The 16501-nt window shown below is 72.1% G+C and carries 17 protein-coding genes and 1 tRNA gene; 10 read left to right on the top strand and 8 right to left on the bottom strand.

Going from position 1 to position 16501, the window contains the following annotated elements:
• Positions 1-119: 119 nt before the first annotated feature.
• Positions 120-1619: a glycoside hydrolase gene (locus tag ACIPSC_RS22340; protein WP_400827760.1), complete on the bottom strand. Its 1500-nt coding sequence runs from the start codon at positions 1617-1619 to the stop codon at positions 120-122.
• Positions 1620-1963: 344 nt separating this feature from the next.
• Here ACIPSC_RS22340 and ACIPSC_RS22335 point away from each other — a divergent pair, with 344 nt between their 5' ends.
• Positions 1964-2560 carry an MBL fold metallo-hydrolase gene (locus ACIPSC_RS22335; protein ID WP_400827759.1) on the top strand — a complete coding sequence of 199 codons (597 nt, stop codon included), beginning with the start codon at positions 1964-1966 and terminating at the stop codon, positions 2558-2560.
• Positions 2561-2918: 358 nt separating this feature from the next.
• A complete protein-coding gene (locus ACIPSC_RS22330) occupies positions 2919-3617 on the top strand; it encodes a YoaK family protein (RefSeq protein ID WP_400827758.1) in 699 nt (232 codons plus the stop codon).
• Between the two features lie 242 nt (positions 3618-3859).
• Here ACIPSC_RS22330 and ACIPSC_RS22325 read toward each other — a convergent pair.
• Positions 3860-3936, bottom strand: a tRNA-Met gene (locus tag ACIPSC_RS22325).
• A gap of 264 nt (positions 3937-4200) precedes the next feature.
• On the opposite strand from ACIPSC_RS22325, the gene ACIPSC_RS22320 reads away from it, so the two are divergent.
• A complete protein-coding gene (locus ACIPSC_RS22320; RefSeq protein WP_400827757.1) occupies positions 4201-4338 on the top strand; it encodes a hypothetical protein in 138 nt (45 codons plus the stop codon).
• 112 nt (positions 4339-4450) lie between these two features.
• Here the strand turns inward: ACIPSC_RS22320 and ACIPSC_RS22315 are convergent, their stop codons facing one another.
• The 3 genes from ACIPSC_RS22315 to ACIPSC_RS22305 all read right to left on the bottom strand — a co-directional run bounded on the left by ACIPSC_RS22315 (position 4451) and on the right by ACIPSC_RS22305 (position 6714).
• On the bottom strand, positions 4451-5344 hold the full coding sequence (locus ACIPSC_RS22315; protein ID WP_400827755.1) for a methyltransferase domain-containing protein: 894 nt from the start codon (positions 5342-5344) through the stop codon (positions 4451-4453).
• 101 nt (positions 5345-5445) lie between these two features.
• The gene (locus ACIPSC_RS22310; RefSeq protein WP_400827753.1) at positions 5446-6228 is read right to left on the bottom strand and encodes a hypothetical protein; all 783 of its coding nucleotides are present in this window, start codon (positions 6226-6228) and stop codon (positions 5446-5448) included.
• A gap of 102 nt (positions 6229-6330) precedes the next feature.
• Positions 6331-6714 (bottom strand): winged helix-turn-helix transcriptional regulator, encoded by a 384-nt coding sequence (locus tag ACIPSC_RS22305; protein ID WP_400827752.1) that lies wholly within the window; start codon positions 6712-6714, stop codon positions 6331-6333.
• A gap of 100 nt (positions 6715-6814) precedes the next feature.
• On the opposite strand from ACIPSC_RS22305, the gene ACIPSC_RS22300 reads away from it, so the two are divergent.
• Entirely contained in the window at positions 6815-7663 is an 849-nt protein-coding gene (locus ACIPSC_RS22300) for an NAD(P)H-binding protein (RefSeq protein ID WP_400827751.1), read from the top strand.
• A gap of 177 nt (positions 7664-7840) precedes the next feature.
• Here ACIPSC_RS22300 and ACIPSC_RS22295 read toward each other — a convergent pair whose 3' ends face one another.
• The gene (locus ACIPSC_RS22295) at positions 7841-8272 is read right to left on the bottom strand and encodes an SgcJ/EcaC family oxidoreductase (protein WP_400827750.1); all 432 of its coding nucleotides are present in this window, start codon (positions 8270-8272) and stop codon (positions 7841-7843) included.
• Positions 8273-8457: 185 nt separating this feature from the next.
• Here ACIPSC_RS22295 and ACIPSC_RS22290 point away from each other — a divergent pair, with 185 nt between their 5' ends.
• From ACIPSC_RS22290 to ACIPSC_RS22280, 3 genes are all read left to right on the top strand, one after another.
• A complete protein-coding gene (locus ACIPSC_RS22290; RefSeq protein WP_400827749.1) occupies positions 8458-8643 on the top strand; it encodes a hypothetical protein in 186 nt (61 codons plus the stop codon).
• Positions 8644-9186: 543 nt separating this feature from the next.
• Positions 9187-9582 (top strand): hypothetical protein, encoded by a 396-nt coding sequence (locus tag ACIPSC_RS22285; protein ID WP_400827748.1) that lies wholly within the window; start codon positions 9187-9189, stop codon positions 9580-9582.
• Between the two features lie 260 nt (positions 9583-9842).
• Entirely contained in the window at positions 9843-10481 is a 639-nt protein-coding gene (locus ACIPSC_RS22280; RefSeq protein WP_400827747.1) for a DUF5134 domain-containing protein, read from the top strand.
• Positions 10482-10545: 64 nt separating this feature from the next.
• On the opposite strand, the gene ACIPSC_RS22275 is transcribed toward ACIPSC_RS22280, so the two are convergent.
• A complete protein-coding gene (locus ACIPSC_RS22275) occupies positions 10546-12048 on the bottom strand; it encodes a tyrosinase family protein (protein ID WP_400827746.1) in 1503 nt (500 codons plus the stop codon).
• 314 nt (positions 12049-12362) lie between these two features.
• On the opposite strand from ACIPSC_RS22275, the gene ACIPSC_RS22270 reads away from it, so the two are divergent.
• Together ACIPSC_RS22270 and ACIPSC_RS22265 are read left to right on the top strand one after the other, a co-directional pair.
• Positions 12363-13013 (top strand): hypothetical protein, encoded by a 651-nt coding sequence (locus tag ACIPSC_RS22270; RefSeq protein ID WP_400827745.1) that lies wholly within the window; start codon positions 12363-12365, stop codon positions 13011-13013.
• Between the two features lie 229 nt (positions 13014-13242).
• Complete coding sequence (locus ACIPSC_RS22265; protein ID WP_400827744.1) at positions 13243-14157, top strand: ribosome-inactivating family protein; 915 nt, start codon at positions 13243-13245, stop codon at positions 14155-14157.
• Positions 14158-14276: 119 nt separating this feature from the next.
• Here ACIPSC_RS22265 and ACIPSC_RS22260 read toward each other — a convergent pair whose 3' ends face one another.
• Positions 14277-15320 (bottom strand): zinc-dependent alcohol dehydrogenase family protein, encoded by a 1044-nt coding sequence (locus ACIPSC_RS22260; RefSeq protein ID WP_400827743.1) that lies wholly within the window; start codon positions 15318-15320, stop codon positions 14277-14279.
• 107 nt (positions 15321-15427) lie between these two features.
• Here ACIPSC_RS22260 and ACIPSC_RS22255 point away from each other — a divergent pair, with 107 nt between their 5' ends.
• Positions 15428-16354 carry a LysR family transcriptional regulator gene (locus ACIPSC_RS22255; RefSeq protein WP_400827742.1) on the top strand — a complete coding sequence of 309 codons (927 nt, stop codon included), beginning with the start codon at positions 15428-15430 and terminating at the stop codon, positions 16352-16354.
• Positions 16355-16501: the final 147 nt, after the last annotated feature.

The raw sequence follows: 16501 nt of genomic DNA, 5'->3' as shown, positions 1-16501 counted from the left end.
TTGCCCTGCCGGGCCGGAGATTCCGGCCGAAGCGGAGGACCATCACTGGTGTGAGGCGCGTCGGTGAGCTGCGCCGCCGGTGACCGGCCGGCGGCCCGGCGACCAGGTAGGACAAGCTCCTAGAGGTCCACGTCGGAGACCTCGAAGGTGTTCACGGTGGTGGCGCCCACCTCCGACCAGAAGCGGGCGCCGTGCAGGTAGGTGTCCTCGTAGTGCTGGTAGCGCTCCCCAGTGGGGCCGACCCCCGTGACCCAGCGGTGGACCAGGGCGTCGCTCCGTCCCGGCTGCGCGAGCCGGGACAGGTCGAAGTCCAGCCACTGCGTGTCCCCGTAGTTCACCGCGACGATGACCAGCTTGCGCTCGGCGGCGTCGTAGGCGGCCACCACGTTCTCGCTGCCCCCGTCGATGATCTCCATCCCCGGCCGGATGTGCCGGGTGTAGTGGGCGAGCACGTAGTACTTGGGCAGGACCTCACCGATCACCCCCTGCTCGAAGTTGACCGCCCCCCAGCCTCCCCAGTCGAGGATCTGCCAGTTGATCCAGGCCGTCGGGTGGAGCCGGCGCAGGTCGGCGTGCAGGTTCTGCGTGAGCGCCAGGCCGTGGGCGTACTCGTCGCCGTACTCCGAGAGCCAGATCTTCTTGTCGGGCGACACCGCGTCGTGGAGCGCTGCGCGGTCGCCGCCGAGGTAGTCGTAGCCGTGGACGTTGATCCGCCCCGCGGCCGCGCGGGTGGCGGCGTCGAAGGCCGGGTCCGTCCAGGTGGCGGTCGCCGCGTCGACGGTGTTCTCGTCGAGCGCCGCCACCATCACCGACTGCAGCCCGCGGACGTCGAGGTGGGCCCGGGTCAGCCGGATGAGCTCGGCCTGCTGGGCGAACGAATAGTGGCACCCCTCCTGGCTGCGGCCGGCGCCGGGGTATCCCGCCCCCCACAGGAGGCCCGGCTCGTTGACCGGCTGCACCGAGGCGAAGTCGATGCCCCAGTGGTCGTGCGCGTAACGCGCCACGGTCGCCAGGTAGGCCGCGTGGCGGTCGAAGTTCCCGTCCTGGAGATTGCACAGGCCGTCGTAGGCACCGCGCGGGTCGTCGTTCTTCAGCATCCACCACATTGGGGAGTTCGCGAACAGCTCGAAGGTGTCCGCGCCCCGGTCCTTGGCCAGCTTCAGCATGCCGCGCTGGTTGGCGTCCGCGGTCCAGTCGAAGCTCGACGAGTACGGGTCGGCGGAGTACCAGTCGAGCTGGAAGCCCTCGATCTCCTTGAAGCCGTCCAGCGGGCTGCCCGGCTCGCGGTCCGTCCGCTGCATCCTGCGTCCCTCGACGACGTTCGTCCCGGAGGCGCCGGCGTCGTACCGGACGATGTTCAGCCCCAGCCCGGGCAGTTGCCGCCCGCCGAACGGGACGGTGTTCCGGGTGAAGAAGAGGTCCGCCAGGTCCTCCCGGGGGCCGAGGTTGTTGGCCCACCACCCGAGCGACGTCCCCCAGCCCTCCCAGACACCCCAGGACCTCTCGGGCCGCCGGATCACCGCAGGATCCGCCGCCCAGGCCCGGCCGGTGCCGGAGAACAGTGCCATCGCGCCGATCGGCGCGCCCACCAGGCCGCGCAGCAGCGTACGACGCTCCATCAAACCCCCACAGGTCAACGCGCTCGGTCCCCCCGGCGCTGTTCAGTCGTGCACCATCGATGCGGCGGCGAGCCTAGCCCACCGGAAGTGATCATGGGGAGAGGGGCGGGGTGAACCGGGCGGAAACCACGCGCGGCGAAGGCCGGGAGCCGGGACCGCCCGAACACCTCGACCCGGCTCTCCGGTTCACAGTCACGCGGTTCTCCGCTGCCGGCTCGTGATCGGCTCGGGCGAGCAGGCGCCCGGCCGGGAGGGCCGGGTCTCGGTGCGCTCGGCGCGGCCGAATGCGTGCAGCCCGGAATCTGCGGGCGCCGAGTGGCGCAGGCACAGTATGTTTGGACGCCATGCGGATCACGAAGTACACCCACGCTTGTGTACGGCTGGAACACGAGGACCGGGTGGTGGTCATCGATCCCGGCGTGTGGAGCGAGCCGGCTGCCCTGGCTGGTGCGGACGCCGTGCTGGTGACTCACGAACACGCCGATCACGTCGATGTTCTCCGCCTGGCCGGGCTCGGCGTGCCGGTCTACGCCCCTGCCGACGCGGACATTCCGGGGCTCGAGTTCACCGGGGTGTCCTCCGGCACGGAGTTCACCGTCGCGGACTTCCGCGTACGGGCGGTGGGCGGGCGTCATGCGTTCATCTACGGCGGCCAACCGGACTGTGCGAACCTCGGCTACGTCCTCGATGAGGCGGTCTACCATCCCGGTGACTCGCTACACGTGCCCGATCAGCCGATCGAGACGCTCCTGGTTCCGGCGCATGGATCGTGGATGAACACGGCTGGGGCGATCGACTTCGTCAAGGCGATCAAACCGCAGCGTGCGTTCGCGATTCACGATGCCCAGATCAACGACCGCGGTCTCAGCAGCGTCAACGGCTGGCTCGCCGAGGAGACCGACAACGGCTACCGGTATCTGCGGCCGGGCGAATCGGTCTGAAAGGTCCGCAGGTGCCCGTCGGTGACGGGCCGACCTGGGGAACGCCCGAGGCGCCGGTGCGGGGGCTGAGCGCGCCGACCGGGTGGCCGCCCATGGTGAACAGCACGCCCTGCTCGCCGTTGACGGTGGCCGCCTGCCGACCCATGCCCTGGAGCTCGGGCTTGGCGAGGGCGTCCAAGGCCTGCCAGGCGACACGGTATTCCGTCGATGCCCGCCGACGGGCGTCGACGAAGCCCCGGCTGCCGTCGAGCCGGCGCACACGCGACGCCTCGCCGACTCCCGGCACGTCCGGTCCGGGAAGTGGTTCGGGGGAACGCAGGTAGCGGGCGCGACCACCGGTGTCCGGAAGAATGACCGTATGGTGACAATCCACCGCCGAACCGACAAACTTCCCGCCGGCGCGCTGCTGGCGGCGGTCGGCGGCTTCCTCGATGCGTACACGCTCACCCGCCACGGAGTGTTCGCGAACCTGCAGTCGGGCAACGTCGTGCTGTTCTGCGTGCAGGTGACATCCCGGCACTGGCACGCCGCCGCCCTGCGGCTCGTCCCCGTGGGTGCGTTCATCATCGGCGTGCTCGCCGTGGAACTGCTGGGAACACCTCGCGCGGTCACGATCGTGCGTCGACCGATCCGGCTGGTGCTGACGATCGAGATCGCCCTGCTCACCATGCTCGCCACCCTGCCGGGCAATCTGCCGGCGCCGGTGACGACGGTGACCGTGTCCTTCGTCGCCGCGCTGCAGTTCTCGACGTTCACGACACTGCACGGCGAGCCGTACGCCACCTTGATGACCACCGGAAACCTCCGACAGTTCGTCGTCGCCGTGCACCAGTGCCTCACCCGGAGGGATCGCAGGAGCGCACGCCGAGCGCAGCTCTACGGGGTCGTCGTGGGAGCGTTCTCCGGCGGCGCGCTGGTCGGGGTGATCTGCACGCGCCGGTTCGGCGAGCCGGCGATCGCGGTCGCGGCCGGTCTGCTGGTCGGCGTTCTCGCGTTGCTGATCCGGGAGTCGCGCCAGTTGGAACGGGCCGGCGGCAAGGCGCCTGCGAACACGTGACCACCAGGGGGCCTCTGTCAGGGCGTGGTCACATGTAGTCCAGGCGAAACCAGGGCTGTGGCGGAGACTGCCTCCCCGGAGGGACCGCCGCCCACCGCCACAGGAGTAGGCGGCTGACACGGGCCGACCGGGGGTTGGAGAACGACGTGCCCAGCGCCCGGCCGGGAGCAGCCGGGTCGGCGAGCAACTCGTCGAACAGGGCCGGGCCCGGTGCGCTTGCGGCGCACCGGGCCCGGCCCGACTGGTAGCGGGGACAGGATTTGAACCTGCGACCTCTGGGTTATGAGCCCAGCGAGCTACCGAGCTGCTCCACCCCGCGTCGGTGCCCCCGACTTTACGACACCGCGGCTGCATGGAGGAAATTGATTTCCGGGGCCGCCGGGGCCCGGGACAGAAGGGCGGACCTGGGAGTGAGAAGATCGGCCCGGCTCCCGGGCTTCCTCATTGCCTGCCCGGGAGTCACTCACCTCTCCCGGACGCCCCGTCAGCTCCGGACGCGGGCGCAGCGTAGCCTTGGCGAACCGGTCCGCGGACGGCCCCGGCCCGCCGCGTTGCGCGCGGCGGGCCGCCGTACCGGCGGGAGGTGGGCGCGCTCACGCGCCGCGCCCAGCCGTTGTTGCCGACGGCGCTGCAGCCCGGTCGGCTCGTCTTCACACCGCCCGCGGCGCTCCCGGCACCGCGCTCCTACGCCCCGGTGATCTCGCTGAGCCTGGCGTCGTAGCGGGCCTCGATCCGCTCCAGCTCCGCCCCCTGTCGGTTGATGCCTGGTCAGATCCGTGCGTCCAGGCGGGATGCCCAGCGTTGTGCGCCCGGCAAGATCGACCGGATCCGGCCTAACCGGGTGCCGGGAGGTGCTCGGCCGGACGGCGGCCCCAGGCCGAGATCAGCGGCGCGAGTGTCAGGTCGAGTTCGCCCGCGTGGATGGCGGCCAGGTGCGCGTCGATCTCCGCGTCGTCGGCCAGGCCGGCCGCGAGCAGCTCGCCGCGCACATGCCGGATGGTCGCCGCCTCCAGCCGGTCGCAGGCCGACCCGCCGACCGGGAACGTGCCCGACGCGGCGACATCCACCAAGCCGGCCTCACGCAAAGCCCTCGGCAGTGTCCTGCCGTAGCGCAGGTCCGCGCCGCGACGCGCCAGCAGTTCCCGGACCGCGTCGCGCAGCCGGTTGGCCCGCCGCTGCGCGGGGCCGCTGTCGTCCAGGCATGCCAGTGGCTGCAGGGCGGTGTCGGCGTCCTCGACCAGCAGCCAGCCGCCGGGCCGAAGCGCTGCCGCCATCGTGGCCAACGCACGTGCCCGGTCGGGTACATGGACCAGCACGAGCCGGGCGTGCACCAGATCGAACGTCCCCGGCTGCGGTGGCGGATCGGCGGCGATGTCGTGCCGGCGCACCTCGTACCCGTCGCCCGTCTTCAGCCACGACGGGTCGATGTCCGTGGCCAGCACGTGCCCGGTCGGGCCGACGGCCGCCGCGAGCGCCTCCGGGATGCCGGGGCCGCCGGCCCCCACTTCCCAGCAGCGCGAACCGGCCCCGACCCCCAGCCGGTCGAAGTGCCCGCGCGTCACGCCGTCGAACAGCTCGGCCAGCCAGACGAACCGCTCGCCCGCCTCGGCGCGCGCGTTGTCGAGCAGGTACCCGCGGGCGGGGGCGGACTCCCCGCCGAGCGCTGCCGTCCTGGCTGTCGGATCCGGTCGGCCGCCGGCGTGCGGCGGGCGGGGCGAGGAGGTCATGACTCCATGGTCGACCTTGCCGGGCCACCAGCGCCACGACGACGGGGAGAGGGATGCCTCACACCGCCCGCGGACCCCGTACGTCCTACGGCCGATCGGAGTCAGCACACCCGGAGGTCGGTCACGGGCCGGCCGGCCACCTCGTAGCGGCACAGGCGGCCGTTGACCCACAGGGCGACGTCGATCTGTTCGCCCGGCCTGGTCAGTTCGGCGGCGAGCCGGTCGGAGAAGGCGTCGAGTTCCCCGGGGGTGACGTGGTGGCCGGTGAACCGGGCCGTGTGCCGGACGGGCAGTTCGCCGGCGCGGTAGGCGATGTCCCACAGGACGCCGGAGGCCTCGGCGAGTGCGGGGATGAGGCCGGCGGTCCGGGCGGGGTCGGCCGGGGCGGGGTGCAGGTTCGGGGTGAGGGCGGGCGGGAGCGTGGACGTGGTGGGGGCCTCGGCGGCCCACCAGACGTCCAGCTCGACGGCCGGAAGGGGCGCGGGGCCGAGGGCCGACCGGCTGTCGGTCCAGTAGCTGGTCAGACTGTCGGCGTCGACGTAGAAGGCGCTCTCCACCAGCCCGGTGCGGCGCAGCCGGGCGATGATCTCCCGGCACTGGGCGCGGAGCACGGCGAACGTGTCCTCGGGGTACGGAGCGGTCTTGGAGGGAGAGAGGTCGAGCCAGTGGTCGTAGGCGTGCTCGAAGGTGCGGGAGGGGTCGACGAGGTCGCTCGGGTCGGTGGAGACGGTGACCCACATCCTGCTGCGGCCGTCGACCGAGACGATCCTGCCCTGGATGCCCGACCCGTTCCGGGCGGTGATGCCGAACAGTTCGGCCAGGTCCTCGGCCGACGGCGCCCGGCCCTCGGGCCAGCGCAGATACAGGCCGGCGTCCACGGACACGGGGCGCTCCCTTCGGGGTGACGGACGGGACCGGGGGCTCGGGTGCTACCTCGCCCTCCTCGCCGGGGCCCGCCGGCGGTCACCTCCGCGGATGGCCTCAGGCTAGCGCTCCGCCCGTGGCCCCCCGGCCGGCGTCAGTCGGCGGGTGATCCGGTCGAACAGGTCCAGCAGCGGTTCGCCGACGTCCCGGCCGAACTCGGTGAGCCCGTAGGTGACCTGGGGCGGTGTCGTCGGCTCGACCGTCCGCCACACCAGACCGTCCTGGACCAGCGCGCGCAGCGTCTGGGCGAGCATCTTCTCGCTGATGCCGCGGATGCTGTCGCGCAGCTCGTAGAACCGCAGGTCGTTGCCCTGCAGGGCGATCAGCACCCAGACGCCCCACCGGCTGGTCACGTGGTCGACCGTGTCGCGTGCCGCGCAGTCGGTGTGAAACACCTCATACCGCTTGGCCGTGTCACCGCGTCCTGGCTGCAGACCTTCCGTCATGTCCGGAGCTTACCCCCAGGTATGTCCTTACCAGCAGTAAGCCCTTCCTCCTAGCGTCAGCACCGCACAGCAACACGGACGTTCGAGCGAGGAGCAGATCATGATCGTGGTGACCGGAGCCACCGGGAACATCGGCCGGCCGCTGACGCGGGCGCTGGCCGCAGCAGGGGAACGGGTGACGGCGGTGTCGCGGCACGCGGCGGCCGTGCCGGACGGCGTCCGCCATGTGGTGGCCGACCTGGCCGGGCCGGGCGGCCCGGCCGCCCTGGAGCCCGTGCTCGACGGGGCGAAGGCGCTGTTCCTGTTGCTCTCGGGCGACCTGCACGGCCCCGGGACGGCCCCGGCCGACCTCGTCGGCCGGGCGGTGGCGGCCGGGGTCCGGCGGGTCGTCCTGCTCTCCACGCAGGGCGTGTCCACCAGGCCGTTCGGCCCGACCAGGGTGGCGATGCGGGCGCTGGAGGACGTGGTCCGGGAGTCCGCCCCGGAGTGGGCAGTCCTGCGGCCGGGCGGTTTCGCCTCCAACGTGCTCTGGTGGGCCGAGTCCGTCCGGACGCGGCGGACCGTCGTGGCCCCGTTCGGCGACATCGGTGCGCCGGTCGTCGACCCGGCGGACATCGCCGACGTCGCGGCGGCCTGCCTGCTGGAGGACCGGTACAACGGTGGTGTCCACGACCTGACCGGCCCGGAGGTGATCACCCCGCGCGGGCAGGCGCAGGCCCTCGCCACGGCCCTGGGCGTGCCCCTGCGGTTCCACGAACTCACCCGTGACGAGGCCAGGACGGCGATGGCCCGCACCATGCCGGCGGAGCTGGCCGACGACACCCTCGACATCCTCGGCGCCCCGACCGAGGCGGAACTGCGGGTGAGCCCGGCCGTCGAGCAGGTGCTCGGCCGCCCGCCGCGCCCCTTCGCCGACTGGGCCGCCCGCAACGTCGCCGCCTTCCGCTGAGCACCGTGCGAAGGCACCCTCGCCGATGCCCGTCCGGGGCACTGCCGGCCCAGGCCCTCCGAGGCCTGCGCACGGCAGTGCTCCGTTCGGCCCGGTCTCGCCGGCTGGAGTGTGGGGCGCCCGTCGGGCCGGAGCCCGGCCGTCTGGGCCGTCGCCCTCCCCCACTCCCTCCTCACGTCACTCGGCGATCACCTCCGTGTTCTGGCAAGCGACCAGGAGCCATTGCCCGTCCTCCTTGGCCATCACGTAGAGCGGGGTGCCCGCGTTCCCGATCGGTTCCCCTTCCAGCGTCAGGTACTGGGCGTGGGCCTTGACCGCGGCGACGTCGGGGCGGATGAACAGCACGTCCGCCACCTCGTACGTGGCCGTCGAGTCCTTCATGGCGCCCGGCAGCACCTGGTGGGTGAAGGAGGAGATCTGATCGCGCCCAGTGAGGCGCTTGCCGTGGCCCGTCGTCCAGATCGCGTCGGCCCGGAACAGGCCGACGAACTCCTCGGGCAACTCGTTCTGCTGGGAGTGTTCAAGCCTGGCGATCACCTGCTTGATCGCTTCAATCTCGGCTTCCTGTGCCTGCTGGTCGATCACTGTCGTCTCCATGGCGACCATCATGGAACTTCAACCGGACTTGAGATCAAGGCCCATCAGGGGTAACCGATCCCGGCCCGTAGGCGCGTGATCTTGAATGCGCAGCGGGCCCCGGTGGGTGCTGGGGCCCGCCGCGTTCTGACAGGTGGTCGTCCCCGGCCTTGGCGGGCACGGGTTGCCCGGGCATTCTGAGACCCGGGGGTGGGTGGGTGGATGCAGAGGAGCAGGAAGAGCGGCACGCGGAACGCTCGGGCCCACGGTTGCTGGCCCTGCTGATCGGTTTGGCTGCGATCGGCGTCCTGGCCGGCACACTCGTCGCGGCCGGGCTCTACGGTGCGCTGGCAGTGGCCTCTTTCGTCCGCGAAGCCGCGGCCGATTTCCTGCACGGATTCTGAGCCTGGCATCGGCCGGAGAAGGCGGCACGCGTCCCGGCAGCAGCCCGGTGGACGGTCAGGAAGAAGCAGGGCAGGGACGGGCACAACGCGACGGGCATACGGGTGGCTGCGGGGCCGGTCGGCCGGTCCGAGCCCGGTGGCGGGCACTGGCGTGCCAGGCTCCGTGCCCACGCCGGCGGCGGGAGTGGGCGTCTGCTCGGGGCGATGCCTGGAGCGAGGCGGGGACCTTCTCGATGGCGACCCGCTGTTCTCGGCCGAGGTTGCGGCGTCCCCGGGGCCGGCCCCCGGCCCGGACGCCGTGCCCTGACCTGCCCTCACCTCTGCTGTGCGCCCGGCCGGCCCACCGCCCGCCCGCTGCTGCTCCGGGGCGTTGCCGTCCGGCGGCAACGCCCCGGAGCAGCCACGTCCCGCATTCCGCCTGGGATGGATCGCGGCAACGGGAGCCTGACCGGTTTGCTGCCTGGACCGCCCGGCCGCGCTGCGGTTTGCTCGTCCCGACCGGCCTCAAGCAGAGGACCGGAAGGAACCGGGGGAACCACTGCCATGAACCGTACGATCAAAGCGCTCGCCGCGCTCGCCCTGGCCGGGGCGGCTGCCCTCGGCGTGACGTCGCAGGCGTCCGCCGACCCCAACCCGAACAACCACGGCTCCGCCCCGCAGTGGATCGGGCTGAACACCGGCTACCACGCGCGCGTCTTCGGCGACCCCACCCAGAACTACCCGACCGGCATTCTCCTCTCGAACGGCGACGCCGTCTGGGCGGACTGCTGGGTGGCCGGCGACTACGTCGGCAACGCCGGCAACGTCTGGTACCACACCACGTACGTGTACTACCAGCACGGCAGCCCGATCGTCGGGGTCGGGTCGTCCTGGACCTTCGCGCCGTTCGTCGACGGCGCCGGAGCGTTCCACGCCGTGCCCGGCGTGCCCCACTGCTGACGGTCGGCACCCGCGGTGGCCCCGCACCCCGTTCCCGGGGTGCGGGGCCACCTGCATGCCGGGTGTGGCTGCGAGGTGTGAGCACGGCCGGCGGCCCAGCACCCGACACCCGGCACCCGGCGCCCGGCACCCGTCCGGCCTCCCCGGGCGTCCACCGGGCGTCCACCGGGCGCCCGGCCTACTGTGGGGGGAAGGAGAGCCGACGGGCTTCGCACCGGGCCGGGCACGGCCCCGGAACGGGGGTTCCCGTGTTAGAACCCGTGATCGCCACCGCCCTGCTGATCGCCCTGACCGGCTGGTGTGCGGTCCACTGCGCGCTCGTCATCGCGGGGCGCCGATGCGCGGACCGCCGGCTGGAAGTGACCGAGATCGTGATGGCGCTCGCCATGGTCGCGATGATGGCACCGGCGTTCGACCCCCTGCCGCAGGTCGTGTGGGCGGCCCTGCTCGCCGCGTCGGCGGCCTGGCCGGCGCTCCTTCTCGTGGGGCGCGTGGGACGTATGAGGCGTGTGGGGGGTGCAGGACGTCCGGGAGGCGTGGGACGTCACCATCACCCGGCGTTGGCCGGTACCTGGCACCACTACCCCCACCACGTCCTCAGCGCGGCTGCGATGGCCGCCCTGGTGCTGTCCATGGCACCGGCGCATCACCACGCCGGTGGCGGTGCCGCCCACGCGGGCACCGAGGCCACGGTGCCTGAATGGGCGCTGCTCGCGCTGGCCGCGTACTTCCTCGTCTACGCCGCCCGGGGCGCCGGTGCGATGCTGCCGCGCCCGATCGCCGGTGTCCGGCTGACCAGCGCCCGCCAACCGGTGGTGCTGACCTCCCCCGGGCTGGTCGCCGCACGGCGGACGGTGATGGCCACCGGCATGTTCTACATGCTGGTCGGCATGAGCTGACCGCCGGCCGGGCCCGGTTCGGCCGGCGCCCACTGGGCGCCGGCCGGCGGTCGGGTGCCGGGGCCTACGCCTCCCCCACCAGCAGCCGCGCGTTGATGGTGGGATTGCCTGCTTGCGAGAGCGGGAAGGCCGTACCGATCTCCTCGGACTGCCCGGGCACGTCGATGCGGACGGTCAGCTTCCGGTCGAGGATCTGCTCCTGCCTCAGCCGGAAGTCGAGGTTGACGATGCCGTACTGCACGCACGTCTCACAGTTGCGCGGGTCGTCCGGCTGGAAGAAGTAGCGCTTCGCGACCGGCTCGCCGCCGGCGAGCAGGCTCACGACGAACGACCCCGGGATGTTGAGCCGGTCGATCCCCTTCACCCGCACCGAGACCGGGCTGTCGCTGCGGAACGCGAAGCTGCGGGCGGCGTCGATGCTTCCGGACAGGTTCTCCATCGCGCCCTCCACGGGGCTGGGGAGGTCCAGTCGATCGTACGAGACCTTGGATTCGATCGTCTGGTCGGCGGTCACGCTGGTCCCGAGCATCACGTTGGACGGCGGCGTGAGCCACCCGGTGTTCTGCCCCAGTGTGGTGCGGAATCCGGCAACAGTGGTCCCACCCACGCGCGTCTGCCAGCTCAGCCAGAGGCGGTCGAGGTTGCAGTGGAAGAACCAGAACACCGGGTCGAACGCCGCGACGTTCTGCCTGCCCATCGTCGGCCCGATCGATCCGTGGCCGCTGTCGTGGGCCTGGATCGAGAAGTCCTGGTAGCCGTTCACGTTGGAGGCGCCCCACAGCGACTGGGTCAACGACGTGGCGGTGTCGGCCAGGACCTCGAAGTCCGTCATGTTCTGGGCGATGTCGGCGACCGAGTAGCGGCTGGTCGTGTACGGGAAGAATCCGCTCACGGGCTGCGGCGTCGCGCTTGCGCCGGGATCGGCCGGCAGGACGTACTCGTCGAGCGGCGGATGCTGCAGCCGGTCCGGCAGGTCGGTCGCGAAGTCCCAGTAGGGAATCGTCACGTCCTCGCAGCCCGGCACGGAGCGCAGCGCGTCCTCGAAGTCGAGCAGATACTGGCGGTGCCAGGGGTTGAAGCGGTCCTGGTGGTGCATGCACCAGCGCTTCGGGAGGCCGTGCTGCCCGGCCAGGGTGAAGTAGCTCTTCGGATCCGTCGGGTCGCGGTCCATCAGGCCGGTGAACGCCGCCTTCAGCCGGTCGAACTCGGCGTCGCTCAACGTCGTGATGTCCTTGCGCAGCCGGGTCGGGCGTGCCCCGTTCGGCAGCGGCTCGACCGGTGTCGCCGTGCCGAGCGGGAATCCGGTGAGGATCCAGTTCCGGAACGTCTGCGAGCGTTCGGCACTCCACACGCCCTCCTCGTCCGGGGGCATCGTCGCGCCCGGCGGAGCGGTCAGCGTGTAGATCGAGTGCGCGTTCTCCTTCACCCCGTCGTAGGTGCCGAGCTCGATTCCCAACTCGGCCATGTGTTCCACGTCCTGAGGGCGGAAGAAGAAGCGGATGTCCGCCAGGTACGTCGGCGTCGCAACAACTTGATCGACGTGTGTGGTGGTGTTGGTCGTGGTCATGCTTCCTCCGTCGGGCTCCGCACATGCGTTCGATCGGGCACGAATCGATACAGGCCCATCGTCGGAGACGTCATCGACCGGCGGCCAGGCGGGCTGGTCCGGATGAGGCCCGGGCGGACGGTGTCGCGCACCCGGCATGCCGGGCCGGGCCCGGCCCGGCCCGGCGGGACCGGGCGGTGGCACCCCCATCCGCCGGGTGATCCTCTTCCGAGACGCCATACCGCCTCAGCGGCGGTCTGGCGTCTCCTGTCCCGCTACGCGGGCGATCCGTTTCCTCTCCCGGCTGAAGCCGGGAGTATCCACGGAGGTATCAGATGACACACATCACATCGGCTCCGGTGCTCACCGTCGGCCTGGACGACGGGCCGTCCGATACTGGCTGCTGTGATCAACGAGCCCCGCTGACGCCCGTCAACGACCCCGTCGGCTTCGCCTCCCTTCTGGCTGCGGCCGAGGACTGGACCAGTGCCGCTCTGGAAGCCCAGCAGGAGGGATCCTGGGTACTGACCACCGTCGAGCGCCGGACCCTGGACGACCTGGTGGCGGCCACCAATCCTCTGCACGGTGGCCGCCTGCCGCCGCACGACGACGAGTCACTGCACGTGCGTCTCGGGCGCATCAGGAACTGGGCCGGCGTGGTGCGGCTCGCCGCGCGGGCCGGGGGCTGGGAACTCCGTCCCGTCGTGGGAACGGACCCGTCCTCCCTCACCCGGCCCATCGGCATGGCCGATCTGCTTTCCGGCATCTACGCGCTCGCCGAACAGGGCGAACGGTGGCAGCAGCAGATGCTGGCGGCGATCGCGGACCGCAACGCGGCGGCCCGCAGCCGGCCTCCGGGGCACCGGGAGAGCCTCGACCAGGCGCTGGCGCGGCGTGAGCCACGGTTCGCGAAGAACCTGGCTGCCGCAGAAGCCTTCTTCACCGGCCCCGGCTCGATGGAAGACCTGTCCCTCTTCCTCTGCTGAGCCCGACGTGAGGCGACGGGGCGTGCACGCACGGGTCAGGCGGCGTGCGCCGCAAGGCAACCGGGACGCCGGGCGTGCGGGCACGCTGGACCGGAACGTCGGGGCCGGTCACGGTGACGTTCTCGGCGGTCGCTCCGACACCGGTCGGGCGCCGCCGCACACACCCGCTTCGCGTCCGGTCGCCGTGATCCGCCGTACCCGCCCGGACCTCGTCATCCGAGAAGGAACCGTGCTCAAGAGGACCCACTCCGCGCTGCTGTCGATCGCGGCCGCCACCGCACTGCTCGCCCCCCTGGCGGGCACCGCCTCCGCGGCGACCGCCCCGGGCGTGACGCCGGCGGGCGTCGGCCAGGTGCGGCCGGCCGCCGCGAACAGCGCTGCGGCGCTCCAGAACTGGCCCATCATCGACTGGGACATCACGGACATCACCGCCGGTCGCGGCGAGCACGCGAACCGCTACTGGAACCTGATCGACGCGATTCACCGCAACACCTACGGCGACGCGACCGACACCGGCAGCGGGCTGGTCCAGCAGACCACCCGGAACACCAACCGGTTGATCCAGGTGCGCGTGCGGAACGAGGGAACCGACCTCGTCTCCGTCTACCTGTGGGCCGACAGCCTCTACGTCGCGGGCTTCTACTCGCCCGGCGCCAACCAGCACTGGGCTTTCCAGGACGGTCGTCAGGAGCAGTTCCAGAACGACCTGGGCGTGCAGGTGCGCTTCATGCCGCGGGACGGCAGTTACGCCAGCATCAACGGGGGCTCCACCCGGCAGAACCTGTACCTCGGCTCCACCAACATCTTCAACGCGCTCCGCGACCTGCACGCCGTGCGGGAGTGGGACGAGACGCGCATCGACCGGGGCATGCTGATGGCGATCACCATCTTCTCGGAGGCCGCGCGGTTCGGGCCGATCCTCAACCGCGTCTACGGGAACATCAACGGGTTCACCGCCTACCAGTTGAGCCCGGACTACCGCGACCTGGAGAACCAGTGGGGAGCGCTGTCCCGGGCCGCGCACAATTGGCGGCAGGGCCGGACGGCGTCGGTGCGGGTGATCGGCAACAACGTCACGAGCTTCGACGACCTGCGGCGCGTGGTCGGGTTCGTGGAACTCCACGGCTCGGAGGCCCTGCTGTAGCCCGTGCGCGGACGGCTGCCGGCGGCCCAACACCCCGGCGGAGCACCCCGGCGGAACACCCCTGCGGTGCTCCTCGGTGGTGCTCCTCGGGCGTTCCGCCGCCGGCCGGGCGGACGGGCTCAGAAGGCGATCCGCACCTTCAGCGCGGTGCGGTCGTCCATCGCGCGGTAGCCCGCCGGCACCCCGTCGAGGTCCACGGTGCGGTCGAAGACCAGCCCGGGCTCGATCGCGCCGGAGAGCACGTCCGGCAGCAGCTCGGGGATGTAGGCGCGGGCCGGGGCGACGCCGCCCCGCAGCGAGACGTTCCGGTCGAACATCCGGCCGATGTCGATGCCGGCGCTGCCGCCGTGCGGCACGCCGACGTAGCCGACCGCGCCGCCGTCGCGCGTGATCGCGACGGCCGTCCGCATGGACTGCTCGGTGCCGACCGCCTCCAGCACCGCGTGGGCGCCCTGGCCACCGGTCAGCTCCCGGACCGCCTCCACGGCGTCGTCGCCGCGTTCGGCGACGACGTCGGTGGCGCCGAAGGCGCGGGCGATCGCGGTGCGCGCCTCGTGCCGGCCGAGCGCGATGATCCGCTCCGCGCCGAGCCGCCGGGCGGCAAGGACGCCGCACAGGCCGACCGCACCGTCGCCGACCACCGCGACGGTGGCACCCGGGCGCACTCCGGCCGTCACGGCCGCGTGGTGGCCGGTGCTCATCACGTCGGAGAGCGCGAGCAGGGAGGGCAGCAGCTTCTCCTCGCCGGCGGTCTCCTCGGGCAGCCGCACCAGGGTGCCGTCGGCGAACGGCACCCGCACGGCCTCGCCCTGACCGCCGTCGGAGCTGATCTCGCCCCAGAACCCGCCCTGCGGGCAGGACGTGTGCAGCCCTTCGCGGCAGAAGTCACAGGTGCCGTCCGACCACACGAACGGGGCCACCACGAAGTCGCCGGGGCGGACGTCCCGCACCTCGGAGCCGGCCGCCTCGACGATCCCGAGGAACTCGTGGCCGATGCGCTGCCCCGCCGTGCGCGAGGCCACCCCGCGGTAGGCCCACAGGTCGCTGCCGCAGATGCAGGCGTTCACCACGCGAACGACCGCGTCGGTGGCGTGGCGCACGACCGGGTCGGGCACCTCCTCGACCCGGATGTCGTTGGGGCCGTGGATCACGGTGGCGCGCACGGAAGGACTCCTCTGGTGTGGGCGTGGGGGCGACGGGAGCAAGGGTCGCCGCACAGGGGCCCCCGCGTCCAGCTACATCTCCTACAGTCGGTCGTTAAGATGGACTGATGCTCGACGTCCGGCGACTCGTCCTTCTCCGCGACCTGGAGGCGCACGGCACGGTGACCGCCGTCGCCGACCTCCACGGGGTCACCCCATCGGCCGTCTCGCAGCAGCTGCGGCTCCTGGAGGAGGAGACCCGCGTCGGTCTCCTGGAGCGGACCGGCCGTTCCGTCCACCTCACCGCGGCGGGCCGGCGACTGGCCAAGGACACCGAACAGGTGCTCGCCGCCCTGGAGAACGCCCGCGTCCGGCTGCACGCCGAGTCCGGCGCTCCCGCGGGCCCCCTCCGCCTCGCCTGCTTCCCCAGCGCACTCGTCCCCCTGGCGGCGCCCCTCGGCCACGCGCTGGAGGCCGCCCACCCGGACGTGCGGCTCCACGTCACCGAGGCGGAGCCCGAGGCCGCCGTCCGGCTGCTGACCCAGCGGCGCGCCGACCTCGCCCTCGTCTACCGTTACGACAACCTGGCCACGCCGCCGTACCGGGACGTCGAGACCCTGACGCTGCGGAACGACCCCCTGGTCGCCGTGCTGCCCTCCGACCACCCGGCCGCCCGGTCGGGCCGGCCCTCGATCGAGCTGCGGGAGCTCGCGGACACCCTGTGGACCACCGCCCCGGCGCAGACCGCCTGCGGGGACGCCGTCCTCCAGGCCTGCCGCTCGGCAGGGTTCACCCCCCGGGTGCGGAACGTCTGCACCGACTTCTCCGCCATGATCGCCCTCGCCGCGAGCGCGGGCCACGCGGCCCTGATCCCGCGCATGGCCACCACGCATCTCCCGCCCGCGCTGACCGCGCGACCGGTGACGGACGCCACCCTCGCCCGCACGATCGGGATCGCCGTCCGCCACGACACGGCGCACGAACCGGCGATCGCGGCCTGCGTCGACGCACTGCGCGGGATCGCGGGAGCGGCCCCGGCCGACGTCGACGGCTGACCGGCGGGCTGCGGCAAGCCACGGCGGCCCAGCCCGGCGGCCCGGCGGCAAAGCCGGGGCGTAACGCCTGATGAATCGTCAAAGTTCCTTGTTCTTCTGCGAACTTGTGTGAATCCCCTTTAGGCTCCCATTACCAATGGCGGCTTT

It is taken from the genome of Kitasatospora sp. NPDC090091 (assembly GCF_044747365.1).
In the GTDB taxonomy this organism is placed as follows: domain Bacteria; phylum Actinomycetota; class Actinomycetes; order Streptomycetales; family Streptomycetaceae; genus Kitasatospora.
Note: the sequence above shows the minus strand (reverse complement) of the source record. Positions and strands in the feature narration are given on the sequence as shown.